At 61.5% G+C, this 25,350-nt stretch carries 27 protein-coding genes; 25 read left to right on the forward strand and 2 right to left on the reverse strand.

Going from position 1 to position 25,350, the window contains the following annotated elements:
- Positions 1 to 2 precede the first annotated feature (2 nt).
- The 17 genes from ACZO0A_RS04390 to ACZO0A_RS04470 are packed head-to-tail and all read left to right on the forward strand — an operon-like array spanning position 3 to position 16,105.
- Positions 3 to 1,022 carry a FecCD family ABC transporter permease gene (locus tag ACZO0A_RS04390; protein WP_308132849.1) on the forward strand — a complete coding sequence of 340 codons (1,020 nt, stop codon included), beginning with the start codon at positions 3 to 5 and terminating at the stop codon, positions 1,020 to 1,022.
- Positions 1,019 to 2,920 carry a cobalt-precorrin-5B (C(1))-methyltransferase CbiD gene (gene cbiD, locus ACZO0A_RS04395; protein ID WP_302376457.1) on the forward strand — a complete coding sequence of 634 codons (1,902 nt, stop codon included), beginning with the start codon at positions 1,019 to 1,021 and terminating at the stop codon, positions 2,918 to 2,920. The genes ACZO0A_RS04390 and cbiD overlap by 4 nt, the downstream gene beginning before the upstream one ends.
- A 1-nt stretch (position 2,921) precedes the next feature.
- Positions 2,922 to 3,680, forward strand: coding sequence for a precorrin-4 C(11)-methyltransferase (gene cobM / locus ACZO0A_RS04400; RefSeq protein ID WP_302376459.1), 759 nt, complete (start codon positions 2,922 to 2,924; stop codon positions 3,678 to 3,680).
- Entirely contained in the window at positions 3,677 to 4,681 is a 1,005-nt protein-coding gene (locus ACZO0A_RS04405; RefSeq protein WP_302376460.1) for a cobalt-precorrin 5A hydrolase, read from the forward strand. The genes cobM and ACZO0A_RS04405 overlap by 4 nt, the downstream gene beginning before the upstream one ends.
- A complete protein-coding gene (gene cobJ / locus ACZO0A_RS04410) occupies positions 4,671 to 5,411 on the forward strand; it encodes a precorrin-3B C(17)-methyltransferase (protein WP_302376486.1) in 741 nt (246 codons plus the stop codon). The genes ACZO0A_RS04405 and cobJ overlap by 11 nt, the downstream gene beginning before the upstream one ends.
- Positions 5,408 to 6,142 (forward strand): precorrin-6A reductase, encoded by a 735-nt coding sequence (gene cobK, locus ACZO0A_RS04415; protein WP_302376462.1) that lies wholly within the window; start codon positions 5,408 to 5,410, stop codon positions 6,140 to 6,142. Before cobJ ends, cobK begins: the two co-directional genes overlap by 4 nt.
- Entirely contained in the window at positions 6,139 to 7,332 is a 1,194-nt protein-coding gene (cbiE, locus tag ACZO0A_RS04420) for a precorrin-6y C5,15-methyltransferase (decarboxylating) subunit CbiE (RefSeq protein ID WP_302376464.1), read from the forward strand. The genes cobK and cbiE overlap by 4 nt, the downstream gene beginning before the upstream one ends.
- Position 7,333: 1 nt before the next feature.
- Positions 7,334 to 8,680 carry a cobyrinic acid a,c-diamide synthase CobB gene (locus ACZO0A_RS04425; RefSeq protein WP_486846086.1) on the forward strand — a complete coding sequence of 449 codons (1,347 nt, stop codon included), beginning with the start codon at positions 7,334 to 7,336 and terminating at the stop codon, positions 8,678 to 8,680.
- Positions 8,677 to 9,741: a nicotinate-nucleotide--dimethylbenzimidazole phosphoribosyltransferase gene (cobT, locus tag ACZO0A_RS04430; RefSeq protein WP_302376468.1), complete on the forward strand. Its 1,065-nt coding sequence runs from the start codon at positions 8,677 to 8,679 to the stop codon at positions 9,739 to 9,741. The genes ACZO0A_RS04425 and cobT overlap by 4 nt, the downstream gene beginning before the upstream one ends.
- Positions 9,735 to 10,256: a bifunctional adenosylcobinamide kinase/adenosylcobinamide-phosphate guanylyltransferase gene (locus ACZO0A_RS04435; RefSeq protein WP_302376469.1), complete on the forward strand. Its 522-nt coding sequence runs from the start codon at positions 9,735 to 9,737 to the stop codon at positions 10,254 to 10,256. Before cobT ends, ACZO0A_RS04435 begins: the two co-directional genes overlap by 7 nt.
- The gene (locus tag ACZO0A_RS04440; RefSeq protein ID WP_302376487.1) at positions 10,256 to 11,008 is read left to right on the forward strand and encodes an adenosylcobinamide-GDP ribazoletransferase; all 753 of its coding nucleotides are present in this window, start codon (positions 10,256 to 10,258) and stop codon (positions 11,006 to 11,008) included. The genes ACZO0A_RS04435 and ACZO0A_RS04440 overlap by 1 nt, the downstream gene beginning before the upstream one ends.
- Entirely contained in the window at positions 11,009 to 11,326 is a 318-nt protein-coding gene (locus ACZO0A_RS04445; protein WP_302376471.1) for a bifunctional adenosylcobinamide kinase/adenosylcobinamide-phosphate guanylyltransferase, read from the forward strand.
- A complete protein-coding gene (locus tag ACZO0A_RS04450; RefSeq protein WP_291231235.1) occupies positions 11,320 to 11,919 on the forward strand; it encodes a histidine phosphatase family protein in 600 nt (199 codons plus the stop codon). Before ACZO0A_RS04445 ends, ACZO0A_RS04450 begins: the two co-directional genes overlap by 7 nt.
- On the forward strand, positions 11,913 to 12,878 hold the full coding sequence (gene cbiB / locus ACZO0A_RS04455) for an adenosylcobinamide-phosphate synthase CbiB (RefSeq protein WP_481804495.1): 966 nt from the start codon (positions 11,913 to 11,915) through the stop codon (positions 12,876 to 12,878). Before ACZO0A_RS04450 ends, cbiB begins: the two co-directional genes overlap by 7 nt.
- A 10-nt stretch (positions 12,879 to 12,888) precedes the next feature.
- A complete protein-coding gene (gene cobD, locus ACZO0A_RS04460) occupies positions 12,889 to 13,941 on the forward strand; it encodes a threonine-phosphate decarboxylase CobD (RefSeq protein ID WP_302376473.1) in 1,053 nt (350 codons plus the stop codon).
- Complete coding sequence (locus tag ACZO0A_RS04465; RefSeq protein WP_291209435.1) at positions 13,938 to 15,437, forward strand: cobyric acid synthase; 1,500 nt, start codon at positions 13,938 to 13,940, stop codon at positions 15,435 to 15,437. Before cobD ends, ACZO0A_RS04465 begins: the two co-directional genes overlap by 4 nt.
- Positions 15,434 to 16,105 carry a precorrin-8X methylmutase gene (locus ACZO0A_RS04470; protein ID WP_291209434.1) on the forward strand — a complete coding sequence of 224 codons (672 nt, stop codon included), beginning with the start codon at positions 15,434 to 15,436 and terminating at the stop codon, positions 16,103 to 16,105. Before ACZO0A_RS04465 ends, ACZO0A_RS04470 begins: the two co-directional genes overlap by 4 nt.
- Before the next feature lie 250 nt (positions 16,106 to 16,355).
- Here the strand turns inward: ACZO0A_RS04470 and ACZO0A_RS04475 are convergent, their stop codons facing one another.
- Both ACZO0A_RS04475 and ACZO0A_RS04480 read right to left on the reverse strand, forming a co-directional pair.
- Positions 16,356 to 17,474, reverse strand: a complete 1,119-nt coding sequence (locus tag ACZO0A_RS04475; protein ID WP_486846088.1) for an SLC13 family permease — start codon at positions 17,472 to 17,474, stop codon at positions 16,356 to 16,358.
- A 27-nt stretch (positions 17,475 to 17,501) separates the two neighbouring features.
- Positions 17,502 to 18,071, reverse strand: coding sequence for a rhomboid family intramembrane serine protease (locus ACZO0A_RS04480; protein WP_291209432.1), 570 nt, complete (start codon positions 18,069 to 18,071; stop codon positions 17,502 to 17,504).
- 357 nt (positions 18,072 to 18,428) lie between these two features.
- On the opposite strand from ACZO0A_RS04480, the gene acpP reads away from it, so the two are divergent.
- The 8 genes from acpP to fabF are packed head-to-tail and all read left to right on the forward strand — an operon-like array spanning position 18,429 to position 25,350.
- Positions 18,429 to 18,659, forward strand: coding sequence for an acyl carrier protein (gene acpP / locus ACZO0A_RS04485; RefSeq protein WP_291209431.1), 231 nt, complete (start codon positions 18,429 to 18,431; stop codon positions 18,657 to 18,659).
- Between the two features lie 13 nt (positions 18,660 to 18,672).
- The gene (accD, locus tag ACZO0A_RS04490; protein WP_215691239.1) at positions 18,673 to 19,557 is read left to right on the forward strand and encodes an acetyl-CoA carboxylase, carboxyltransferase subunit beta; all 885 of its coding nucleotides are present in this window, start codon (positions 18,673 to 18,675) and stop codon (positions 19,555 to 19,557) included.
- Positions 19,554 to 20,513, forward strand: a complete 960-nt coding sequence (locus ACZO0A_RS04495; protein ID WP_215691240.1) for an acetyl-CoA carboxylase carboxyltransferase subunit alpha — start codon at positions 19,554 to 19,556, stop codon at positions 20,511 to 20,513. The genes accD and ACZO0A_RS04495 overlap by 4 nt, the downstream gene beginning before the upstream one ends.
- The gene (locus tag ACZO0A_RS04500; RefSeq protein ID WP_291231228.1) at positions 20,510 to 21,463 is read left to right on the forward strand and encodes a beta-ketoacyl-ACP synthase 3; all 954 of its coding nucleotides are present in this window, start codon (positions 20,510 to 20,512) and stop codon (positions 21,461 to 21,463) included. The genes ACZO0A_RS04495 and ACZO0A_RS04500 overlap by 4 nt, the downstream gene beginning before the upstream one ends.
- Complete coding sequence (locus ACZO0A_RS04505; protein WP_302376477.1) at positions 21,460 to 22,401, forward strand: nitronate monooxygenase; 942 nt, start codon at positions 21,460 to 21,462, stop codon at positions 22,399 to 22,401. The genes ACZO0A_RS04500 and ACZO0A_RS04505 overlap by 4 nt, the downstream gene beginning before the upstream one ends.
- Positions 22,398 to 23,336, forward strand: coding sequence for an ACP S-malonyltransferase (gene fabD / locus ACZO0A_RS04510; RefSeq protein WP_302376479.1), 939 nt, complete (start codon positions 22,398 to 22,400; stop codon positions 23,334 to 23,336). The genes ACZO0A_RS04505 and fabD overlap by 4 nt, the downstream gene beginning before the upstream one ends.
- 2 nt (positions 23,337 to 23,338) lie before the next feature.
- Positions 23,339 to 24,091, forward strand: a complete 753-nt coding sequence (gene fabG, locus ACZO0A_RS04515; RefSeq protein WP_302376481.1) for a 3-oxoacyl-[acyl-carrier-protein] reductase — start codon at positions 23,339 to 23,341, stop codon at positions 24,089 to 24,091.
- An 8-nt stretch (positions 24,092 to 24,099) separates the two neighbouring features.
- Positions 24,100 to 25,350: a beta-ketoacyl-ACP synthase II gene (gene fabF, locus ACZO0A_RS04520; protein WP_215691245.1), complete on the forward strand. Its 1,251-nt coding sequence runs from the start codon at positions 24,100 to 24,102 to the stop codon at positions 25,348 to 25,350.

A 25,350-nucleotide genomic window follows, 5' to 3' on the forward strand; every position in this document is an offset into this window, starting at 1 on the left:
CCATGCACACCCGAACACGCCTGACAATCGCATATTTCGCCATGGCGGCGGCCCTGCTGGCGCTGTTTGCACTCAATCTCTTCTGGGGCAGCGTGGCGCTTTCCCCGGCGCAGGTCGTGGCCGCGCTGCTGGGCCGCGCCCCCGATGCGCTGACCGCCAACATCCTGTACCAGCTGCGGCTGCCCCGGGCGGTTATGGTCGTGCTGCTGGGCGCAGCATTGTCGGCGGCGGGCTACCTGCTGCAAACATTCTTTGCCAACCCCATTGCGGGGCCGTTCGTTATGGGCATTTCCAGCGGGGCCAAGTTGGCCGTCGCGCTGACGATGGTCGTGTTCCTCAACCGCGGGCTGCTCACCAACTCATGGACGCTGATTCTGGCGGCTTTCGCCGGGGCCATGGCGGCCATGCTGTTTGTGCTGGCTGTGGCGCGCCGCGTGCAGCGGATGAGTATTCTGGTCATCTGCGGCGTCATGATCGGCTACATCTGCTCGGCGGTCACGGATATCGTCGTGGCCTTCGCGCAGGATTCCAACATTGTCAACCTTCACAACTGGTCGATGGGCAGCTTTTCCGGCATGACCTGGGGCAACGTTGCCACGGCGGCGGCCATTGTGCTGCCCTGCCTGGCAGCGGCGTTCCTGCTCTCCAAGCCGATGGCTGCCTACCAGATGGGCGAAAGCTACGCCGCCAGCGTCGGTGTGCCGGTGCGGGTGTTTTCGGTGGTGCTGGTGCTGCTGTCCAGTTTGCTGGCGGCCTGCGTCACGGCGTTTGCCGGGCCGATATCCTTTGTGGGTATCGCGGTGCCGCATTTGGTAAAACAAACGCTGGGCAGTGCAAAACCGCTGCATGTGCTGCCTGGCTGCGCTCTGGGCGGCGCGGCGTTCTGCCTGCTGTGTGACCTGATCGCCCGCAGCCTGTTTGCGCCGACAGAACTGTCGATCAGCTCGGTCACGGCGGTGTTCGGTGCGCCGGTGGTCATCTGGCTTCTGGTGCGCCGCCACAGCGGGGAGGGAGCAGCATGAGCTATTGCGAAACACAGGCCCTCGCCATCGGCTATGGCGCACCGCTGCTGCGGGACATTGCCCTGCACGCTGAGCGCGGCAAGATACTGGCCCTCATCGGCCCCAACGGCGCGGGCAAGTCAACCTTATTAAAGACGCTGGCGGCGCAGCTGCCCACACAGGGCGGTGCGGTGCTGCTGGATGGGCGAAACCTGGCCGCCTACACCCCCAACGCCCGCGCCCGCAAGCTGGCGCTGATGCTGCCCCACACGGCCCGCACCGAGCTGACGACCTGCTTTGACGTGGCTGCTGCCGGGCGCTACCCCTACACCGGGCGGCTGGGTGTGCTCTCTGCCGCCGACAAAGAGCAGGTGCGGGCCGCGCTGGAACTGGTGCAGGCCGCACCGCTGGCTGACCGGGATTTTACCAAAATCAGCGACGGCCAGCGCCAGCGCGTGCTGCTGGCCCGTGCCGTCTGCCAGCAACCGGAGATTTTGCTGCTGGATGAGCCTACGTCGTTTTTGGACGCAAAAGGCAAAGCAGAACTGATGGCCATACTGCAAACGCTGGCCCATGAAAAAAACGTCGCTATCATCGTGACGCTGCACGAGTTGGAACTGGCGCAAAAGCTGGCCGATGCCGTCGTCTGCGTTGCGCCGTCCGGGGTATCCGGCGTGCTGACGCCGCAGGAGGCCTTTGCTGAGCAGAACATCCGCAGACTGTTTGATTTGACTGCCGAACAGTACGCCATGCTGTTTAAAAATGACGATACAAAGCCAAAGTTTGAGCACTATATCCGCAGCGGGCAAAAGCTGCTGCGCTGCGGTTACACCACCGGCACCTGTGCGGCGCTGGGGGCGGCGGGGGCGGCGCGGCTGCTGCTGACCGGCCATGTGCCGGAATCTGTCGGCCTGCGTACCCCCAAGGGTATTGTGGTCGAGGTCGCGCCGCAGTTCTGCCGCCCCACGGCGGACGGCGCAGAATGCGCCATTGTCAAGGACGGCGGCGACGATATTGACGCCACCACCGGCCTGCCGGTCGTTGCCGCGGTCACGCTGCTGCCGGATGCGCCGCGCACTGTCACCATCGACGGCGGCGCAGGTGTGGGCCGCGTGACAAAGTCCGGGCTGGATCAGCCGGTGGGTGCGGCAGCCATCAACCATGTGCCGCGCCAGATGATCACCGAGGCGTTGCTGCGGGAGGCTGACGCCGTGGGCTATGGCGGCGGCTTCGCGGTCACTGTCTCCATCAAGGGCGGCGCGGCTGCGGCCAAGCGCACCTTCAACCCGCATATCGGGGTCGAGGGCGGGCTATCCGTGCTGGGTACCAGCGGTATCGTCGAGCCAATGAGCCAACAGGCACTTTTAGACACGCTGCAAATCGAAATCCATCAGGCCGCGCTGAAAAGCCGCCGCCTGATCCTGGCCCCCGGCAACTATGGGCTGGATTATCTGGCCGCGCATATGCCGGAGTTGGCCAGAATTCCCGTCGTTAAAATCTCAAATTTTGTCGGTGAGGCGCTGGATATGGCGGCAACCGAACACTTTGCGGAAGTGCTGCTCGTCGGCCATGTGGGCAAGCTGGTCAAGCTGGCGGGCGGCATCATGAACACCCACTCCAAGCAGGCTGATTGCCGCACTGAGTTGTTCTGCGCCCATGCGGCGCTCTGCGGGGCGGATGCGGCCACCTGCCGCGCCTTGATGGACGCCGCGACTACCGACGCCTGCCTGGAAATTCTGGACGCTGCCAACCTGCGCGAGCCGGTCGTGGCAAGCCTACTGGATGCCATCCAAACGCATGTAGACCGCCGCGCGGCGGAGGCGTTTCGGGTGGGGGCGGTGCTGTTCTCCAACCAGGCGGGGCCGCTGGGCCAGACAAAAACCGCCGATACACTGTTGAAAACATGGAAAGGAGCCTGACATGGTACATTTTGTGGGGGCTGGCCCCGGCGCACCGGATCTCATCACCCGGCGCGGTGCGGCGCTGCTGCAAACGGCGGACTGCATCATCTACGCGGGCAGCCTAGTCAACCCGGCGCTGCTGGGGCTTGCAAAGGCGGACTGCGCCATTTGCAACAGCGCGGAAATGACGCTGGAACAGGTGCTTTCCGTGATGAAAAAGAACGAAGCAGCGCACAAAACAACAGTGCGGCTCCACACGGGCGACCCCTGCTTGTATGGCGCAATTCGTGAGCAGATGGACGCATTGGATGCCGCAGGCATTCCCTATGACGACACCCCCGGCGTGTCCAGCTTTTGCGGCGCGGCGGCGGCACTGAATGCCGAGTACACCCTGCCCGGTGTCAGCCAGACCGTCATCATCACCCGGATGGAGGGCCGCACCCCGGTCCCGGAAGGGGAGCGGCTGGCCGCACTGGCCGCCCATGGGGCCACGATGGTGATTTTCCTATCCATCGGCCTTGTGGAAAAAGTCCAGGTCGCGCTTCTGCAGGGGGCGTATACGGTACAGACCCCCGCCGCCGTCGTCTACAAGGCTACCTGGCCGGAACAAAAAATCGTACATTGCACCGTTGGAAATTTGGCGCAGAACACCCGCGAGGCCGGCATCACCAAAACCGCGCTCATCGTCGTGGGGGACTTCCTCGCCGCGCGGTACGATCGCAGCAAGCTCTACGACCCGGCGTTCACCACTGCGTTCCGCAGGGGAACCGACGCATGATTTGCGCGTATATCGCCTTCACGGCGCGGGGGCTGGCATTGGCGCAGCGGCTGGCGGCCGCGTGCCCTGGCAGTGTGGCCCGCGGCGGCGCAGACGGCGTGCCGCTGGCCGACTGGACGGCCCGGCAGTTTGCACAAAGTGATGCACTGATTTTTGTGGGGGCTGCCGGAATTGCGGTGCGGGCCATCGCGCCCCATTGCCGCAGCAAGGCCGCTGACCCTGCCGTTGTGGTACTGGACGAGGGCGGTCAGTTTGCTATCCCGCTGTTGTCTGGGCATCTGGGCGGCGCAAACGACCTGGCGCGGTGGCTGGCGGCGGTTTGCGGTGCGGTGCCGGTCATCACGACGGCCACCGATGGGCGCGGCGTTTTTGCTGTGGATGAATGGGCCAGGCACCAGAACTGCGCCGTGGCCGAGCCGGAGCGCATCAAGAAAATCAGCGGCGCACTGTTGGCGGGTGAGCCGGTGCGCTATGCCGCCGATTGGCCCATTCAGGGTACCCCGCCCGCAGGTGTGATGCCCACCGACACCGCCGACTGCGCAGATTTTGCGCTGACGCTGACGCCCCGGGGCGAAGCCTTGCACGTCGTCCCACGCATTGCGGCGCTGGGGATCGGCTGCAAGCGCGGCACATCAGCGGAAAAGCTGGAAGCCGTGTTTGCGGCGTTCTGTGCGGAACATCGTCTGGCCCTGCAGGGCATTATGCAGGCCGCCAGCATCGATTTGAAACAGGATGAGCCGGGCCTGGCGGCGTTCTGCCATGCCCACGGCTGGCCCATGGACTTTTATACCGCCGATGAACTGCGCACGGCACCGGGGAATTTTACGGCGTCCAATTTTGTGCAGAGCGTCACCGGCGTGGACAATGTCTGTGAACGCGCGGCGGTGCTGGCGTCGGGCGGTGAGTTGCTGCTCCCGAAGTGGGCGCACGACGGCGTGACCTTCTCGGTGGCATGTGCGCCCTTTGCCCCGGACTGGAGATGGAAAAATGATGAACCATAACCTTGTGTATGTGGTGGGCCTGGGCCCCGGCAACGCGCAGTTTTTGACCGCCCAGGCCCGGGCCGCGCTGCAAAATGCCGATGTGCTCTGCGGCTACACGGTCTACATCGATCTGGTGCGGCCGCTGTTCCCTGAAAAAGAGGTCTACGCCACCGGCATGACGCGGGAAATCGACCGCTGCCGCTGGGCGTTGGAAAAAGCGCAGCGCAGTAAAACAGTGGCGCTGGTCTGCTCTGGCGACGCGGGGGTCTACGGCATGGCAAGCCCGCTGCTGGAGCTGGCAGGGAACTACCCGGATGTAGAAGTTGAAATCGTCCCCGGCCTGACCGCGGCATTGAGCGGCGGGGCCGTGCTGGGCGCACCGCTGGCGCATGATTTTTGCGTCATCTCGCTGTCCGACCGGCTGACGCCCTGGGCAGTGATTGAAAAGCGGCTGGCATGCGCGGCGGCAGGGGACTTCTGCGTGGCGCTCTACAATCCGTCGTCCAAGGGCCGCGCCGACTACCTTGCCAAGGCCGTGCGCGTCCTGCTGGCAAACGGCAAGCACCCCGAGACGGTCTGCGGCATTGTGCGCAACATAGGCCGTGACGGCCAGACCGCAAGGCTGCTGACATTGGCCGAACTCGAAAGCACGCCGGTGGATATGTTCACGACGGTGTATATAGGAAATGATGCTACGCAGAATTTGCGCGGCAGAATGGTGACGCCCAGGGGGTATCACGGCGTATGAATGTGGTGATTTTCAGCGGCACGACCGAGGGCCGCGCTCTCTCCTGCCAGGTAGCGGCGCTGGGCGCGGCGGTCACGGTCTGCGTGGCGACCGATATCGGTGCCGAAGAACAGGGAAACACCGAGGGCATCACAGTCTGCGCCGGTCGGCTGACCGCTGACGAGATGGCGGCATTGCTGCGCGATGCGGCGCTCTGCGTTGACGCGACCCACCCCTATGCTACGGAGGCAACGCGCAATATCCGTGCAGCGGCCCAGGCTGTGGGGGTGGAATATCACCGCCTGCTGCGCCCGGCCAGCGCCCTGCCGGCGGGCAGTGTGACACTGCAAACCGCCGCCCAGGCCGCCGCCTACCTGGCGGACAAACCCGGAAATGTCCTACTGACGACCGGGGCCAAGGAACTGCCCGCCTTCGCGGTGCTGGACCCGGCGCGGCTGTACCCCCGGGTGCTACCGACGCGGGCAGGCATCACTGCGTGCGAAGCTGCGGGCATCCCGCATCGCAATATCCTTGCGATGCAGGGGCCGTTTACCCAGGAACTGAACGCCGCGCTGCTGCGCCAGTTCTGCATCTCCTATATGGTTACGAAGGACGGCGGGGTCGCAGGCGGCTTTGCCGAAAAGGCCGAAGCCGCTGCGCAGTGCGGCGTACAGCTCATCGTGCTGCGCCGCCCGGAGGAGCAGGGCGAGAGCGCCGAAACAATTTTACAGCGATGCAGGGAGATTTTATGAGGATCACATTGGTGGGCATGGGTAGTGGGGCACCCGGAGGCCTGACGGTGCGCGGGCTGGCCGCACTGCAAGGCGCGGGGCTGATCATCGGGGCACGCCGCCTGCTGCAAAACCTGCCCGATGGCTGCACCGACAACCGAACCGCCCTCTACAAAACGGACAAAATTTGCGCACTGCTGCAAGAGGCCGGCTGCGAGCAGGCGGCGGTCGTTTTCAGCGGGGACACCGGGTTTTACTCCGGGGCGGGGGCGCTCTGCCGTGCATTGGACGCCGCAGGTACCCCCTATACGGTGGAGCCGGGCGTGTCCAGCGTGCAGCTGCTGGCGGCGGCACTGGGCCGCCCCTGGCAGGATTGGCAGCTCGTATCGGCCCACGGCTGCGCCTGCGATCCGGTAGCTGCGTGCCAAAAGGGCGTGCCAACGTTCTTCCTGACAGGCGGCAGTGAGACGCCCGCGACACTCTGCGCCCGGCTGGCAGCAGCCGGGTACGGCGAGGTCATAGCGACCGTGGGGGAAAACCTCGGCAGCGATGCCCAGCGCCTTGTGACCGACACAGTGGCCGCGTTGGCGCAGCAGCAGTTCGCGCCGCTGAGCGTGCTGCTGGCGGAGCGCTGCCCCGCGCCGCCGCGCCGCACCCCCGGCCTGCCGGATGAAGTGTTTCTCCGCGGCAAAACGCCGATGACCAAGCAGGAGGTCCGCGCCGCCGTGCTGGCAAAGCTGGCCGTGCGCCCGAACGATACCTTGTGGGATGTGGGTGCGGGCACCGGCAGTGTCAGTGTGGAAATGGCGCTGGCTGCGCCCGAGGGCCGCGTTTATGCCGCTGAATGTGACGCCGATGCGTGTGAGCTGATTTGCCAGAACCGCGCAAAATTTGCCGTGCAAAATTTGCACCTTACCCAAGGGCTGGCGCCGGAAGCCCTGGCCGATTGGCCTGCCCCGGACGCCGTGTTCATCGGCGGGAGCAAGGGAAATCTGCGTGCCATCGTGGACGCCGCGCTGGCGGCCAACCCTGCCGCGCGGCTCTGCATCAGCGCCATTGCGCTGGAAACTTTGCAGCAGGCCGTCGCCGCACTGACCGCCCATGGCCTGACTGCCCAGGTTACGCAGATTGCCGTCAGCCGCAGCAGGGCGGCGGGCAGCCTGCATCTGCTGATGGCAAATAACCCGGTATTTTTGATCGCGAGGGAGTAATATGCTGCAACTGGTCCTGGCCGCGCCGCGCTCCGGCAGCGGAAAAACAACGGTTGCCTGTGCATTGTTGGCAGCCATGCAGGCCCGCGGGCTGGCTCCCTGCGCCTTCAAATCCGGGCCGGACTACATCGACCCGATGTTCCACCGCGCCGTGCTGGACGTGGAAAGCCACAACCTGGATCTGTTTTTCTCAAAACCGGAAACGGTGCGGGAACTCTACGCCCGGCACGCGGCGGACCACGGCGCGGCGGTCGTCGAGGGGGCCATGGGCTACTATGACGGCCTGGGCGGTGTGACCGACACGGCCAGCGCGTGGCACCTGGCGGATACGCTGAATCTGCCTGTCCTGCTCGTCGTGCGGCCTAAAGGGGCCAGCCTGACGCTGGCGGCCGAGCTGCGGGGACTGATGGCGTTTCGCACACCGCATCATATCGCAGGAATTTTGCTCAACGACTGTAAGGAAAGCCTGTACAAAATGCTGCGCCCCATGCTGGAAAAAGAGACCGGCTTGCCGGTGGTGGGCTACCTGCCGACGCTGCCCGAGGCTGCCATTGAGAGCCGCCACTTGGGACTGAAAACCGCCGCTGAGATTACGGACTTGCAGCGCAAAATTGCACTGCTGGCAGACGCCGCCCAGCGCAGCATCGATTGGGCGCTTTTGGAAAAGCTCTGCGGCCGCCCCGCCCCGGCCGCCATACCACAGAATTTTCCCGCCACCCGGGTGCGCATCGCCGTGGCGCGGGATCCCGCGTTCTGTTTCACCTATGCGGAAACGCTGGAAGCCTTGCGGGAAAACGGCGCGGAGCTGTGCTTTTTCAGCCCGCTGACAGATGCGGCCTTGCCGGAAAACAGCGGAGGGCTGTACCTGCCGGGCGGCTACCCCGAACTGTACGCCGCCCAGCTGGCCGCCAACGCGCCGATGCGCCGCGCCATAAAAAACGCAGTAGAGAGCGGCTTGCCCACCGTGGCCGAGTGCGGCGGCTTTCTCTATCTGGGGCAAACGCTGGAGGATGCCAACGGCACGCCCCACCCGATGGCGGGTGTGCTGCCCGGACAGGGGGTTAAAGTTGGACGGCTCATGCGGTTTGGCTACGCAACGTTGACTGCCCGCACTGACAGTATGCTGTTTGCGGCGGGAGAGCACATCCCGGCCCACGAGTTTCACCACTGGGATTCCACTGCCAACGGAGATGCGCTGACTGCCGCCAAGGCTAATGGGCGGCAATGGGCGTGTGGGTTTGCCAATGCACATATCTACGCTGGATTCCCACATCTGTACTGGGCGGGGACACCGCTGCCGCAGCGCTTTGTGTGCGCCGCCGAACATTATACAAAGGAACGACCATGACCGAAACGGAACTAAAAAACCTGCTTAAAACCGTGGCCCCGCCCGACGAGGCCGCCCGCGCCGCCGCACACGCCCACTGGGCCGCGCTGGCAAAACCGCTGGGCGGACTGGGCCAGTTAGAAACGATGGTCGAGGCTGCCGCCGCGCTGACCGGCGACCCCGCGCCCGACTTCACCCGCCGTGCCGTGCTGGTGCTTTGCGCCGACAACGGCGTTGTGGCGCAGGGGGTCAGCCAGACCGACGCCAGTGTGACCCGGGCGGTGCTCGAAAACCTGACCACCCGCCGCACCAGCGTCTGCTGTATGGCGGCTGCGGCCCATTGCGAGGTCGTCCCTGTGGACATGGGCATTGCGGGTGTACCTGTGCCCGGCGCGGTGGATCGCCGCGTGGCCCCGGGCACGCGGGACTTTATCCAAGGCCCGGCTATGACCCGTGAACAGGCTGTACAGGCTGTCGCGGCGGGTATTGAATTGGTGCGCACCCAGAAGCAGAATGGCGTGCAGCTGCTGGCAACTGGGGAAATGGGCATCGGCAACACGACGACGTCCAGCGCGGTGGCGGCGGTGCTGCTGGGCCGCCCGGCTGCAGAGATGACAGGGCGCGGCGCGGGCCTGTCCGACGAAGGGCTGCACCGCAAAATTCATGCGATCGAGCGCGGCATTGCGGTCAACCACCCCAATGCCGCGGACCCGCTGGGCGTGCTGGCTGCGTTGGGCGGGTTCGATATCGCCGGGTTGTGCGGCGTGTTTTTGGGCGGTGCGCTGGAAAAAATCCCTGTCATCATGGACGGCTTCATCAGCGGTGTGGCGGCGCTGTGCGCGGTGCGGCTGTGCCCGGCTGCGGCCAAGGCCGTGTTTGCCAGCCATGCTTCCAGCGAACCCGCCGCCCGGCTGGTGCTGGATGCGCTCCACAAAAAGCCGCTGATCACCGCAGATTTGCACCTGGGCGAGGGCACGGGCGCGGTGGCCAGCCTGCCGCTGTGGGATATGGCGCTGGCCGTCTACAACCATTGCTATTCCTTCACGGAGGGCGGCATTGCGCCGTACACCCCGCAATGCTGACGCTGGTCATCGGCGGTGCGGCCAGCGGAAAAAGTGCCTTTGCGGAGTCTCTCTGCCTGTGCGCCCCGCTGCCCCGCACCTACCTTGCCACGATGCAGGTGTGGGATGCCGAGTGCGCAGCCCGCGTTGCCAAACACCGCGCCATGCGGGCCGAAAAGCAGTTTGACACGGTGGAATGCCCGCTGCACCTCGACCGGCTGACCCTGCCCAGGCGCGGGACTGTACTGCTGGAGGACCTGGGCAACCTGGCCGCCAACGAACTGTACGACCCAGACGGTGCAGGGGAAAACGCGGCCGCTGCGATTTTGCGCGGTATTGAAAATATTGCGCAGCAATGCGAAAATTTAATTCTCGTCTCCAATGAAGTATTCAGCGGCGGGGCCGATTACGCGGGCGATACCGACCGCTATCTGCGTACGCTGGCCGCCGTCAACAACGCGGCGGCTGCCCGCGCCGACGCCGTGGTGCGGGTCGTGTGCGGGATACCGGTCTATTATAAAGGAAGCGAAAGATGATGACAGCTTTGCAGACCATCGCCGTGGCGTTTGCCATGTTTTCCGCCCTGCCGATGCCGCAATTTGACTGGAACGCAAAAAATATGCGGTACGCGCTCTGCGCTTTCCCGCTGGTGGGGGCTGTGTGCGGGGCGCTGTGGTGCCTGTGCGGTATGCTGCCGCTGCCCGCGCTGGCCCGCGCGGCCGGCTTCTGCCTGGTGCCGGTCTGGGTCACGGGCGGCATCCACCTGGACGGCTACGCTGACACCTGTGACGCCCTGTCCAGCTACGGCGACACGGCCAAGAAGCTGGAAATTTTGAAAGACCCCCACTGCGGGGCGTTCGCGGTCATCCGGCTGTGCAGCTACTTTGCAGCGTATTTTGCGCTGTGCGGCTGTGTGCAGTTTACCCCGCGCGTCGGGGCGCTCTGGGCGCTGGCGCTGGTGGGGGAGCGGGCGCTGTCGGGCTTGGCTGTGGCGGCGTTCCCGCTGGCGAAAAACACCGGCCTTGCCCACACCTTTGCCACAGCGGCAGACAGGGTGAATGTGCGCCGTGCGCTGGCGCTGCTGTGCGCTGCGGTGGCGGCGGCGCTGCTGGCCCTGGGCGGCTGGGCACTGGTGCTGGCGGCGGCGGGCGTGTTTGTGCGGTATTATTTCGTCGCCAAAAAGCAGTTTGGCGGCACCACCGGCGATTTGGCCGGGTGGTTTTTGCAAAAATGTGAGATCTGGATGCTGGCGGCGCTGGCTGCCTGCCAGTGGCTGGGGGTGCTGTAAATGTTGTTCATCACCGGACCGCTGTACAGCGGAAAACGTACCTACGCGCAAAAATTCGGCGGGCGGCAGATTTATGAGGTGCAGACACGCGCCGCCGATGCCGCCGACCTGGCGGTGCTGGCTGACGAACTGGCTGCCTGCGACGTGGTGACTGCCACCGAGGTGGGCGGCGGTGTTGTGCCCATTGACCCCGCAGACCGCGCCGCACGGGAGGCGGCGGGCCGCCTGGCCTGCCTGCTGGCCGCGCGGGCAGACTGCGTTGTGCAGATGTTCTGCGGCCTGCCCACGGTTCTGAAAGGAGAACTTCCCGAATGCTGATTTACTTTTTACGGCACGGTTTAACGGACTATAATGCCCAGAAGCGCTACCAGGGCCAGCGGGATATCCCGCTCTCGGCGCAAGGGCTTGCCCAGCTGCGCAAAGCGGATATCGACCCAAAGGTCGTCTATATTTCTACCTTACAGCGCACAAAACAGACGGCGGAGGTGCTGTTCCCGCATGCAAAGCTCGTGCCGGTAGACGCCCTGAAAGAGATGTGTTTCGGCAGCTTTGAGGGGCGCAATTATGTCGAGATGGAGCACGACCCTGATTACCTGGCCTGGGTCGCCGCCAACTGCGAAAGCCAATGCCCCGACGGCGAGCGCAAGGCCGAATTTTCCGACCGCATCTGCAAGGCGTTTGCCGCGCTGGTGGACAAGGCTCTGGCCGACGGCGAGGAACTGCTGGTCATCCTGGCCCACGGCGGCACCCAGATGGCCGCGCTGGAGCGTTACGCCCTGCCGCACAAGGACTATTATGAGTGGTGCGGCCCCAATGCAGGCGGCTATGTGCTGGACGCCCGCGACTGGCCGACGCAGCATATTTTGCACCTGGTCAAGACCGTGCAGTACACCAAGGAGGGCACATGTTGATTTTTTGGGCGGTGCTGGGCGGTTTTTTGCTGGATGCCGTTTTCGGCGATCCGGTGTGGCTGCTGCACCCGGTCGTGCTGATGGGGCGGTGCATCACGGCGCTGGAAAAGCGCCTGCGTGCCGCCCTGCCCAAAACGCCGCAGGGTGAGCTGGCGGGCGGCTGCATCGTGGCGGCGGTGCTGCCGCTGGGGACACTGGTTGTGACCGGGCTTTCCTGCTGGGGTGCAGCAAAAATCCATCCGCTGCTGGGGCTGGCGCTGCAAATGTTCTGGTGCGCCCAGGCGCTGGCGGCGCGTGATCTTGTGCGGGAGAGCATGAACGTGTACAGGGAACTGCAAAGGGGCGACCTGCCTGCCGCCCGCAAGGCCGTGGCGCGTATTGTGGGGCGGGACACCCAGAACCTGACCGCTGAGGGCGTGACGAAAGCTGCCGTAGAGACAGTGGCCGAGAACGCCAGCGACGGTGTGATCGCGCCGCTTTTGTATATGCTTATCGGTGGTGCACCGTTGGCGCTGACCTACAAGGCCATAAACACGATGGATAGTATGCTCGGCTACAAAAACGAGAGGTATCTCTATTTTGGGCGCTGTGCCGCCAAATTGGACGACGCTGCCAACTGGCTGCCCAGCCGCCTGGCCGCCCTCTTGTGGGTCTGCGCGGCGGCCTTGACCGGCAGCAGCGCGGCGGGGGCATGGCGCATCTGGCGGCGGGATCGCTGCAACCACGCCAGCCCCAACAGCGCCCAGACCGAGAGCGCCTGCGCCGGGGCCTTGGGCGTGCAGCTGGCAGGGCCAGCCTACTATTTTGGCGAGTATTACGATAAACCGACGATCGGTGACCCACTGCGCCCGGTGGAACCGCAGGATATTCTGCGGGCTGACCGAATGATGTACGCCGAGAGCGTGCTGGCGCTGGCCTTGGGGCTGGCCGTGCGGGCACTGCTTGTGTTTGGATTGTGAGGCAACAAAAATGAAGTTGGTACATGGCGGAGATTGGGCGGGCTACCGGGCAGAATTTGGCCGCGATGCGCTGGATTTTTCGGCCAATGTCAGCCCACTGGGTCTGCCTGCGGGCGTGGCGGCGGCCATCACGGCGGCGCTGCCAATGGCAGACCGCTACCCGGATCCGTTGTGCCGCGACCTGCGGAAGGCGCTGGCAGAGGCTGAGGGCGTACCCGCCGAACAAATTTTGTGCGGCAACGGGGCAGCAGACTTAATTTTCCGCCTGGCGCTGGCCCTGCGCCCGCGCCGCGCGCTGCTGCCCGCGCCCACCTTTGCCGAGTATGCCGCCGCGCTGGATACCGTGGGCTGTGCGGTGCAGCGTGTGTTTTTGCAGGAAGAAAGCGACTTTGCCGTGACGGATGACTTTGTGGATGCCGTGACCGATGATATCGACGCTGTCTTTTTGTGCCAGCCCAACAACCCTACCGGGCAGGTCACACCGCCGGAACTGGTGCAAAAACTGCTGCGCCGCTGTGCCGCCTGCGGCGCGGTGTTGGTGGTGGACGAGTGCTTTTTGGACTTTTTACCCGACCGCGATGCACTGACTGCTAAACAATTTTTACACGATGCATCGAATCTTATCATCCTAAAGGCCTTTACTAAGCTCTACGCCATGGCGGGCGTGCGGCTGGGGTACGCGCTGTGCGGGAATGCCGCGCTGATGGACAAAATGCGTGCGGCGGGGCAGCCGTGGGCGGTGTCCAGCCTTGCGCAGGCGGCAGGGCTGGCGGCGCTGGGCGAGACTGCCTACGCCGACTGTGTGCGGGACCTCATTGCCGAGGAACGCCCCAAGCTGGCAGCGGGACTGCGTGCCCTGGGATTGTACGTGGTAGGGGGCCGGGCCAACTACCTGCTGTTCCAGGCCCCTGCCGACTTTGGCGAAACCCTGCGCCGGCGCGGTGCGGTCGTGCGCAGCTGCGCCAACTACCCGGGTTTGGATGGCAGCTGGTACCGTACCGCTGTGCGTACCAACGCCGAAAATCAAAAGCTGTTGCAAATCATGGGGGAGGTGCTGGCGTGAGCAAAGCAAAATGTATCATGGTGCAGGGCACGATGAGCGGTGCAGGGAAAAGCCTGCTCTGTGCCGCACTCTGCCGCATTTTTGCCCAGGATGGCTACAAGACGGCACCGTTCAAAAGCCAGAACATGGCGTTGAACAGCTTTGTGACCCGCGACGGGCTGGAAATGGGCCGCGCCCAGGTCGTGCAGGCCCAGGCCGCGGGCGTGGAGCCGGATGTGCGGATGAACCCGATTTTGCTCAAACCCAGCAGTGACATTGGCAGCCAGGTCATCGTCAACGGCGAGGTGCGTGGCGATATGCCCGCACAGGAATATTTCCGCCATAAAAAGGCGCTGATCCCAGATATTCTGCGTGCCTACGACAGTCTGGCTGAGGAATTCGATGTCGTTGTCATCGAGGGCGCGGGCAGCCCGGCCGAGATCAACCTGAAGGCCGACGACATCGTCAATATGGGGCTGGCGAAGCTGGTGAACGCCCCGGTGCTGCTGGCCGGGGATATCGACCGGGGCGGCGTGTTTGCGCAGCTGTACGGTACGGTGGAACTGCTGGAACCCGATGAGCGGGCACGGATCAAAGGACTTATCATCAATAAATTCCGCGGGGATGTGGAGATCCTGCGCCCTGGTCTGACGATGCTGGAAGAAAAGACCCGCCTGCCGGTGGTAGGCGTAGTGCCGTATCTGAAAGTGGATATCGAGGACGAGGACTCGCTCTCGACGCGGCTGGAACAAAAAAGTGCCGTAAAACCGTTGGATATCGCCGCTGTGCGATTGCCGCATATCTCGAATTTCACCGATTTTATACCGCTGGAGCAGCACCCGCTGCTGAGCGTGCGGTACGTGCAGACCGCGCGGGAGCTGGGTGCGCCTGATTTAGTCATTTTGCCCGGCACGAAAAACACGGTGGGGGACCTGCTTTGGCTGCGGCAGTCCGGACTGGAGGCCGCGCTGCTGAAATTGGCGGCAGGCGGCACGCCGGTGTTGGGCGTCTGCGGCGGCTACCAGATGTTGGGCCAAACGCTGGACGACAGCCAGGGCACCGAGAGCGGCCGCCCGCAAACGCTGCGCGGGCTGGGACTGCTGCCGACACAGACAATTTTTACCGCCGACAAGCGCCGCGCCCAAATCGAAGCCAGCGCCGCCGCGCCCTTTGCGGGGGCCGCGCTGACCGGGTACGAAATCCACACAGGCCGTACTGCCGTGCAGGGAGCACCGTTCTGCACCCACGCCGACGGCACATCCGAGGGCTGCGTGCAGGACACGGTGTTCGGAACCTATCTGCATGGCCTGTTTGACAGCGGTGAGCTGACCGAGCGGCTGGCGGCGTATCTCTGCGCACGCAAGGGGATTGCCCCCGAGGCCGCCGCGCCCATTCCAATGGCCGCCTACCGCGAACAGCAATTCGACCTGCTGGCCGACGGTGTGCGCCGCGCCCTGGATATGGACGCTGTCTACGCAGCCATAGGTCTTGTAAACCCGAAAGGAGACAAAAAATGACGCCGCAGCATCATTTGCCCGCTGATATTGAGCGCACGAGCATGGGCATCATCACGGCGGAACTGGCCGCGCGGGGATTGCAAATCCCGGAGGAAAGCGCCGCCGTTGTCAAGCGGGTCATCCACACCACAGCGGATTTTGACTATGCCGAAAATCTGCACTTCACCCCCGGCGCGGTGGCGGCGGGCATGGCCGCCGTGCGCAGCGGAGTGACGATCATCACCGACACAAATATGGCGCTGGCAGGCATCACCAAGCCCGGACTGGCGCGGCTGGGCGGGCAGGCGCTCTGCTTTATGGCGGACCCCGCTGTGGCCGCAGCGGCCAAGCAGGCAGGCACGACCCGCGCCGTGGCCGCCATGCACAAGGCCGCACGGGACTGCCCCGGCGCGGTGCTGGCTGTCGGCAACGCCCCCACGGCGCTGCTGACCATCGTGGAAAAAATCGAAAACGGCCTGCGCCCGGCGCTGGTCATCGGCGTGCCGGTGGGCTTTGTGAACGTGGTGGAAAGCAAGGAACGCCTTTTTGCCGTCTGCACGCAGTATGGCGTGCCTGCCATCGTGGCCATGGGCCGTAAGGGCGGCAGCAACGTTGCCGCCGCCATCTGCAATGCTCTCATCTACTCCGCCGCCGAGATGCTCGACCCTGCGGCAAGAGGATGGCAGTAATACACTTTCTACCCCCCGGTGTTTCCCTACAACCGAAAATTTTGGCGCGGAGGAGGCGTTTTGCCTCCTCCGCTTTTTTGTTTCCCTATAAAATCCGTCAGCGTTTCTCCGGCTTCCTGCCTGAATTTTGCAGAAAGGTGCGGGCAGATATAGTTGAACACGGGAATGGTACTTTAGTATCCTGCTGCTGCGGGTCTTTTTGTTTGTAAAGAGCTTGCACTTTGTAAAATAGAATTACGGAAATATCAGGTCAGATCAGGGCCCAAGCGCCCATCAGAATGGCCAGAAACACTACATTGGAAATAGTAAACATCGCAAAATAGTGCCATTTTTCAGCAGGTACTTCATTTGCAATCTGTCGATAAGAAATTAGGCTTGCCATGGATGCAATTAATGTGCCAAGGCCACCAAGGTCTGTGCCAATAATCAGCGCACGGAAATTATCGGTAAATCCAGAAAGCAGGATGGCAGCAGGCAGATTACTGGTCACTTGAGAGGCCAGAACTGATACGAAAACCTCATGGCCGGCCAGAATATTCTGCAACCATCCAGAGAACGCTTCCATCCGACCTAAGTTCCCGATGAAAATGAACAGTGCTACAAAGGTAAGAATCAGAGAATAGTCTACGTGGCCAAGAGTGGGGCGGTCGGCAAAGAAGATGCACACCAAGATAGCGACGAATGCAACACCGTATGGGAGAACACGCAATACAACCAATAAACAGGCGACAAACAGAATACCGTACAACGCAATGAGTTTCTTGTCTGGTTTTGAGTTTACCGCAGAATGAGTTACAACAATGTCGGAACCTTCACGGCATAGCCATACTGCCCATATAGCAATAAGCACTAATGATATGATGGAATAGGGGAGCATCAACAGAACAAAAGAGCTCATATCCATCCCGCTCTTGCCATACAGATACAGGTTTTGGGGATTGCCAAGCGGTGTGAGCATACTGCCAAGGTTGGCAGCTATCGTCTGCATGCAGACGATAGGGAGGAGCAGTTTGCTACGAACAGATGCGTTCAAACTATTCAGAACGACAAACGTAAATGGTACGAATGTTAGCAGCGATACATCGTTTGTTATCAGCATACTGCTGAAGAAGCACAGGCCAACGAGAACAACTGTTAGCTGCAAAGTGGTGCGGGTATGAGATAGGAGGGCATGGCCGAGTCTATCAAATACGCCTTGCCCTCTCAGTCCGGCCATAACTGTCATTAGCGAAAACAGGATTGCAAGAGTACGGAAATCGATATATCCGAGGTATTCTGCGTCCGGGGGGACAAAGAAAGCGGAAATGATCGCCAAACAAGTGGCAATGCTCAGGACGGGTTCTTTCTGAAAAATGTGCTTAATCATCATAAATAAGATCCTCTTCCCGATCATTCGTTATCTCTTCCGGACGGCAAAACCAAAAGCTGTACCGCAAATACCACCGACAATGTGCATAAAGTTAGCTACATTATCTTGTATAAAGAGGATACTGTATACCTGCTGGCTTAAGTACAGCACGCCAACCAAGATGAAGGTGATAGGGATACCTCCATTCTTACTGCCGGCCAAACTGGAGAGCATGATGAGCATGAATACGATACCGGATGCACCAAGCAATGCAGAAGTGGGGAACAGCACACACTGCAATATGCCGGATACCAGCGCGGTCATAAGGATACCGCTTAGAAGTGTTCGGCTTCCATATCGTTCTTCCAAAGGTGGAGCGATAACAAGGAAGAGGAGCATATTGTTTATAAAGTGATTCCAACCGCCGTGGCCAAGGACATGACCGAACAACCGGACATAGAATAGTGGATCCGTCATCGACGAGCGATACACACTAAACAGGTGCGAGGTTGTCCAGTTGTTTGTTAAGTAGCCCAATATCAGAGAGGCGAGGGACAAAAAGAAAAAGGTCAGTGTGACGGGGGCATTGTATTGGAGTCGGATGCCGCTGCGTTTCATAGAAGTTCCTCCATCATTATTGGATATTATTAGTATAGCACATTAGAGCGAAATATGTTGCAGAATAGAAAATAATCTGGAATAGTAAAAGAAAAAGTAAATAAAACCATTTAAAGGCGATTGGATATTTCACAGGGAAGATACGCAGCAGTGGTCAAATAGTAGTCAGCAAGGGCTGCCCCTGTAGCGGGATAATTTGTGTACTATCCTTTTATAATACCGGAAGATGAGCACAATGACGCTTCAATTAGATAAATATTTTTATCTAATAATATTGACATTCGAAGCAAATGTGCTATAATGACCTCATTGACAATTATGTCAATTTATTTAGTTAAATTATGTGAGGTACGTAGTATGAACTTTGAAGAATTGAAAGAAGTATTTGTTGACACCCTGAACTGCGATGCTGACAAGGTAACCATGGATGCCAGCCTGACCGACGACCTGCAGGCGGACAGCCTGGATGCGGTAGAGCTGAACATGGCGTTTGAGGACAAGTTCGGCGTCACGATCGCTGACGAGGATCTGGGGACGCTTAAAACCGTGGGCGATATCTTCAACTATCTGGCTGCACGGGCAGCCTAAAGGGTATTGCGGAATGAGTGCCATTGAAAAGCTGTTCCCGACCAGCCCGCAGGAGCGCAGCTTTCAGATGAAAGCCCGCCGCGATGCCGGTACGGCAGCGCCCAACTGGGTGCCGCCGCAATTTGTCGCCTGCAAAAAATGCGGCCGCCGCGCCACCCGTCAGGTTTGGACCAAAAGCCTGTATGTTTGCCCCAACTGCGGGGTGCATCTGCCCATCGGGGCCTATTATCGGTTTAGTACGGTTTTGGATCACGGAACCTTTAAAGAACTGAACCCGGACATTGCGCCCAACGATGTGCTGCATTTTCCTGATTATCCGGAAAAGCTGGCCGCTGCTTCGGTCAAGACCGGCCTGAAAGAAGCCGCCGTTACAGCAACCGGCAAGATCGGCGGCGTGCAGGCGGTGGTCGCTGTGTTGGACAGCCGCTTTTTTATGGGCAGCATGAGCACCGCTGTTGGTGAGAAAATCACACGTGCGATCGAGTACGCTGCCGACAAGCACCTGCCGCTCATCATTTTTTCTGCCAGCGGCGGCGCACGGATGCAGGAGGGTATTTTCAGCCTGATGCAGATGGCCAAAACCAGCGCTGCGCTGGAACGGTTCAACCGCAGCGGCGGGTTGTACATCAGTGTGCTGACTCACCCCACCACAGGCGGAGTTACGGCAAGCTTTGCCAGTCTGGGTGATATTACGCTCGCCGAACCGGGGGCGCTCATCGGCTTTGCAGGGCCGCGCGTCATTGAACAGACCATCGGTGAAAAACTGCCCGACGGGTTCCAACGCAGCGAGTTCCAGCTGGAACACGGCTTTGTGGATCAGGTCGTGCCGCGCACCGAGTTAAAAGAGGTCTTAACACGGCTCTTGCAGCTCCACACACAGGGGAGGAAGCGCAGATGATCAAGGAAGTTTTGCAGCAATTGGAACCGCTGGACGCGCAGATCGACGCGCTGTGCAGCCGTGCCGATGACGCCGAAATGGCGAACACGACCGCCCATGCGGCCGAACTGGCCGAGCTTTCCGCAGAGGAAAATGCGCTTTTACAGCGCTGCACCTCGCTGACGGCGGAGGACCGTGTTTTTCTGGCCCGCCGCCCTGACCGCCCGCACATTACCGAAATAATCGATAACTTGTTTACTGACTTTTTTGAGCAGTGCGGCGACCGACAATGCAAAGAGGATGCGGCCATTTTATGCGGAATCGCACGGTTCCACGGGATGCCCGTTACCGTTTTGGGGCACCGCAAAGGGACCACGCTGGAAGAAAACCTGCGCTGCAACTTTGGTATGCCGGGACCGGAGGGCTACCGCAAGGCCCTGCGCGTGATGAAACAGGCAGAAAAATTTCACCGTCCCATCATCACTTTTATTGACACTCCCGGTGCTTACCCTGGCAAGGATGCTGAAGAACGCGGTCAGGGGGAAGCCATTGCCCGCAACCTGATGGAGATGAGCGGCCTGACCGTCCCGGTGTTGGCCATTGTCACAGGCGAGGGATCCAGCGGCGGCGCACTGGGGCTGGGCGTTGCCAACCACATTCTGATGCTGGAAAATGCCGTGTACTCAGTGCTCAGCCCCGAGGGATTTGCCAGTATTTTGTGGAAAGATGCTTCCCGCAGCGGTGAGGCATGCACCATGATGAAGCTGACGGCACAGGACCTGTACGCAGATGGCATCGTGGAAGAGATCATCCCCGAACCGCTGGGCGGCGCACAGCGTGGGCGGCAGCTGCTTTTCAGCCGGTTGGATACCGCTATTGCGGTACACCTTGCTGCCTTATGCAAGATGAGCGGCAAGGCCTTGGCCGACCAGCGATACAAAAAATACCGCCGCATCGGAGAAATGAGGGGCGCATGAAAGGTTTACAGCTGCTGGCTACCGGTGGGGCGTTGCCCAACCGTGTGGTGACGAACGAGGATCTGCGCCGGCAAGTGGACACCAGCGATGAATGGATCACGACTCGCACCGGCATCTGCCAGCGCTATTACTGCACCGAAAACGAGGATGCCGCCACGCTGGCCATCACCGCCGCCCGTCAGGCCCTGACCCGCAGCGGTCTGACGGCAAACGACATTGCCTGCTGTGTTGTGGCAACGCTCTCGGCCCCAACGGCCACCCCAAGCATTGCCTGCCGCGTACAGGCTGCCTTGGGTCTGCCGGAAGACCGGCCTGCCTTTGATGTGAATGCGGCTTGTTCGGGCTTTATTTATGCCGCCGCCGCGGCCCACGGGCTCTTGAACACGCTGGGCGGGCGGTATGCGCTGGTCATTGGCTGTGAGGCACTCTCCCGCATGGTGGATCCGACCGACCGCACGACCTGTGTATTATTTGGCGATGGCGCGGGTGCGGCTGTTTTTGAGCTGGCCGAAAATGCACCGTTCGCCGTAACTTTAGGCGCACGGGGCAGTGAAGCGATCCGCGCGGGCGGCCCTGCGGCCCGCGATACCGCACCGATCACGATGGACGGCAAGGCTGTTTTCCGCTTTGCCGTGGAGGCTATGCCGCGCTGTCTGCAAGCCGTGCTGGACCGCAGCCAAAAAACATTGGCTGACCTGGACTGGGTAGTCTGCCACCAGGCCAACAGCCGCATAATTGACCATTGTGTCAAAAGCTTACACGCAGAACCGTCAAAATTTTACAAGAACATAAGCCGTCACGGCAACACCAGTGCTGCCAGCATCCCGATTGCCCTGCATGAAATGGCGGAAAGTGATTTGCTGCGCCCCGGCCAGACGCTGGCCTGCATCGGCTTTGGCGGCGGTCTGACATGGGGCGGGATGCTGCTGACGTATGAGGGTAGAAAATGAAGCTGCTCAATGAAATTTTAGGTACAAAATATCCCATTATACAGGGCGGCATGGCCAATATCGCCACAGGCGAGTTTGCCGCTGCCTGTTCCAATGCCGGGGCGCTGGGACTGATCGGCTCCGGCGGCATGGACGCGGATTCCCTGCGGGAAAACATCCGCCGCTGCCGCGCCCTGACCGATAAGCCCTTTGGCGTGAACATCATGCTGATGCACCCGCAGGCGGATGAATTTGCCAAAATCGTGGTGGAAGAGGGCGTAAAGATCGTCACCACCGGGGCGGGAAATCCGGGGAAGTACATGGCCGCCTGGAAAGCGGCCGGCATCACGGTCATCCCCGTGGTGGCGGCAGCCATTTTGGCCAAACATCTGGAACCGCTCGGCATTGACGCCGTTATTGCCGAGGGCACCGAGAGCGGCGGTCATGTGGGTGAGATGACAACGATGGCACTTGTCCCGCAGGTCGTCGATGCCGTCCATGTGCCTGTCATTGCTGCGGGCGGCATCGCCGATGGGCGCGGGTTGGCTGCAGCGCTGGCATTGGGGGCGTGCGGTGTGCAGGTCGGTACCTGTCTGCTGGCAAGCACTGAGTGCCCGATCCACGAAAACTATAAAGCGGCCCTGTTGAAGGCCCGTGACAGCGATACCATCGTGACCGGGCGCATCAGCGGGACCCCCGTGCGCGTACTGAAAAACCGCATGAGCCGCGAGTACGTCCGCCAGGAAAAGGCCGGGGCTGACAAAATGGCGCTGGAACGCTTTACTTTAGGCAGTCTGCGCAAGGCTGTGTTTGACGGCGACACCGAGAGTGGCAGCCTGATGGCCGGACAGGCCGCAGGGCTGCTGCACGAAGTCCGCCCGGTGGAAGAAATCTTTGCCTCGATGGTAAACGATGCCCAAAACTGCATTGGTGGGCTGCACAAGGAGATCACCTTATGAAACTAGCATTTTTATACGCCGGGCAGGGCAGCCAGCACGTCGGCATGGGCCAGGATCTTTACGAGACTTTCCCGGCTTTCCGCGCCGCTTTTGACGAAGCCGACGCGGCGGTGGATTTTGATTTGAAAGAAGTCTGCTTTACCGACGCAGCAGGCGTATTGAACGAGACCCAATACACCCAGCCCTGCATGACGGCGTTTGCCGCTGGCCTTACTGCCGTACTGCGGGAGGCAGGTGTCACACCGGATTATGCGGCGGGGCTGTCACTGGGGGAGTATTCCGCCCTGACCTGCGCGGGGGTGTTCGATGTGCGGACCGCAGTCGCTTTAACCGCTTTCCGCGGTAAGGCAATGGCGGCGGCTGCGGCTGGGCGCACCTGCGGGATGACAGCCGTTTTAGGGCTGGACGAAGCTCCCCTCCAGGCATGCTGCAATGCAGCTGCCGACAAAGGCGTTGTGCAGATCTGCAACTACAACTGCCCCGGCCAGCTGGTCATTGGCGGTGACAAAGCCGCCGTGGACGAAGCTGCCGCGCTGGCGCTTGCTGCCGGGGCACGGCGCTGCCTGCCGCTGAATGTCAGCGGCCCTTTCCATACCTCATTGATGCACCCGGCCGGGGATGCACTGCGGGAGAAATTTAAGGCTACCCACTTTGCGCCGATGCAGTTCCCGGTGCTGTTCAACTGCTTGGGACACGAGATGGAGGAAACCGACACCATTGCCGCGCTGCTGGAAAAACAGGTGCAGTCCGGCGTGCGTTGGGAAGCGACCGTCCGCCGTCTGGCAGAATTGGGCGTGGACACTGCCATTGAGATCGGCCCCGGCAGGGCGTTGACCGGGTTTGTCAAAAAGACTGTGGGAAGTGCCATCTCGTGCTACCCGGTGGAAACGGCCACGCAGCTGCAACAGCTGCTGCGCACCCTGAAAGGAGCCTGACCATGCCGCAAACCGAAAACTTGCGCCGTGCCGCCCTGATTACGGGCGGGGCCAAAGGCATTGGCCGTGCCATTTGCCGGGCTTTGGCCGAAAACGGCATGAACATTGCCGTCAACTATGCCGGCAGCGCTGCCGCTGCCGAGGAAACGGCCGCAGCCTGCCGCGCCCTTGGTGTGCAGGCTATCACACTGCAGGCGGACGTGCGCAGCCCCGAAGCATGTCAGAAACTGGTAGAAGACACCGCGGCCGCTTTTGGGCGGATCGATGTGCTTGTCAACAACGCCGGCATTACCGCCGACAAATTGCTTCTGCGCATGACCGAAGCCGATTTTGACAACGTGCTTGCCACCAACCTGAAAGGGGCGTTTTTCTGCACCAAAGCGGCCTGCCGCTTTATGATGCACCAGCGATATGGGCGCATCATCAGCGTCAGCAGCGTTGTCGGTCTGCACGGCAACGCGGGTCAGGCCAACTACGCGGCCAGCAAGGCGGGACTGATCGGCCTGACGAAAAGCACTGCCAAAGAGTATGCTGCCCGCAATATCACCGCCAACGCCGTGGCTCCCGGCTTTATTGCAACGGATATGACCGCCGTGTTATCAGAACCAGCCCGTGCCGCAGCGGAAGCAGCCATCCCGGCAGGCAAAATCGGCCATGCCGAGGATGTTGCAGCGGCGGTGGCTTTTCTGGCAGGGGAGCAGGCCGGATACATTACCGGCCAGGTCCTTTGCGTTGACGGCGGAATGGGAATGTGAGGTGTGCAATGGACACAAAAAAGAAACGCCGGGTCGTTATCACCGGCCTTGGCACGGTAAATCCTACCGGCAATACCGTGGCTGAAAGCTGGGCCGCTGTTAAGGCTGGCCGCTGCGCCGTTGGGCCGATCACCGCTTTTGATGCGACCGATTTTAAGGTAAAGCTGGCCGCAGAGGTCAAGGATTTTGACCCCGCCGAACGTATCGACAAACGTGAAGCCCGCAAAATGGCGCGCTTTACCCAGTTCGCCGTGGCCGCCGCTGAGGAAGCGGTTCGGGACAGCGGTCTTGCACTGGAAGAAATCGACCGCGCACGGTTCGGTGTTATCCTTTCCAGCGGCATCGGCGGCCTGCCCACGATCGAGGAAGAACACACCCGCGGCCAGCAGCGTGGCTTTGAAAAAGTCAGTCCCTATTTTGTCCCCATGGCCATTGGCAATATGGCGGCGGGGCAGATTGCCATCCGTTTTGGCTTGCAGGGCATGTGCAGCTGCCCCACCACCGCCTGTGCAGGCGGTACCAATGCGATCGGCGATGCGTTCCATCGTATCCGCGATGGGTACGAGGACCGTATGCTCTGCGGCGGCAGCGAAAGCTGCATCAGCCCGCTGGGCGTGGGCGGCTTTGCCAGCATGAAAGCCCTTTGCACGGCGGACGACCCGGCCCGGGCCTCGATTCCTTTTGATGCCCGCCGCAGCGGCTTTGTGATGGGCGAGGGCAGCGGCGTACTGCTGCTGGAAGAGTTGGAAGCTGCCCGGGTACGCGGTGCCAAAATTTATGCCGAGGTCGTAGGCTACGGTGCCAACTGCGATGCTTACCACTTTACTGCCCCGGCCCCGGGCGGCGCAGGCGGTGCGGCCTGTATGCAGCTGGCGCTGGCCGATGGCGAGGTAATGCCTGAACAGATCGGCTACATCAACGCCCACGGAACGTCCACTCACCTGAATGACAGCTGCGAGACAGCGGCCATCAAAACGGTGTTCGGCGACCATGCGTACAAGCTGGCCGTGTCTTCTACCAAGTCGATGACCGGTCATTTGCTGGGCGGCGCCGGCGGGGTAGAGGGCGTATTCACCGCGCTGGCCCTGCACGATGCCTTTTTGCCCGCCACTGTCAATTTGCAGGAGCCGGACCCGGAGCTGGATCTGGACTATATCCCCAACCAGGGTCGCGCGGCGCAGGTGGAGTATGCCATGAGCGATAGTCTGGGCTTTGGCGGCCATAACGCCTGCGTGGTATTCAAACGCTGGGAGGGATGA

Source organism: Gemmiger sp. (assembly GCF_057431175.1).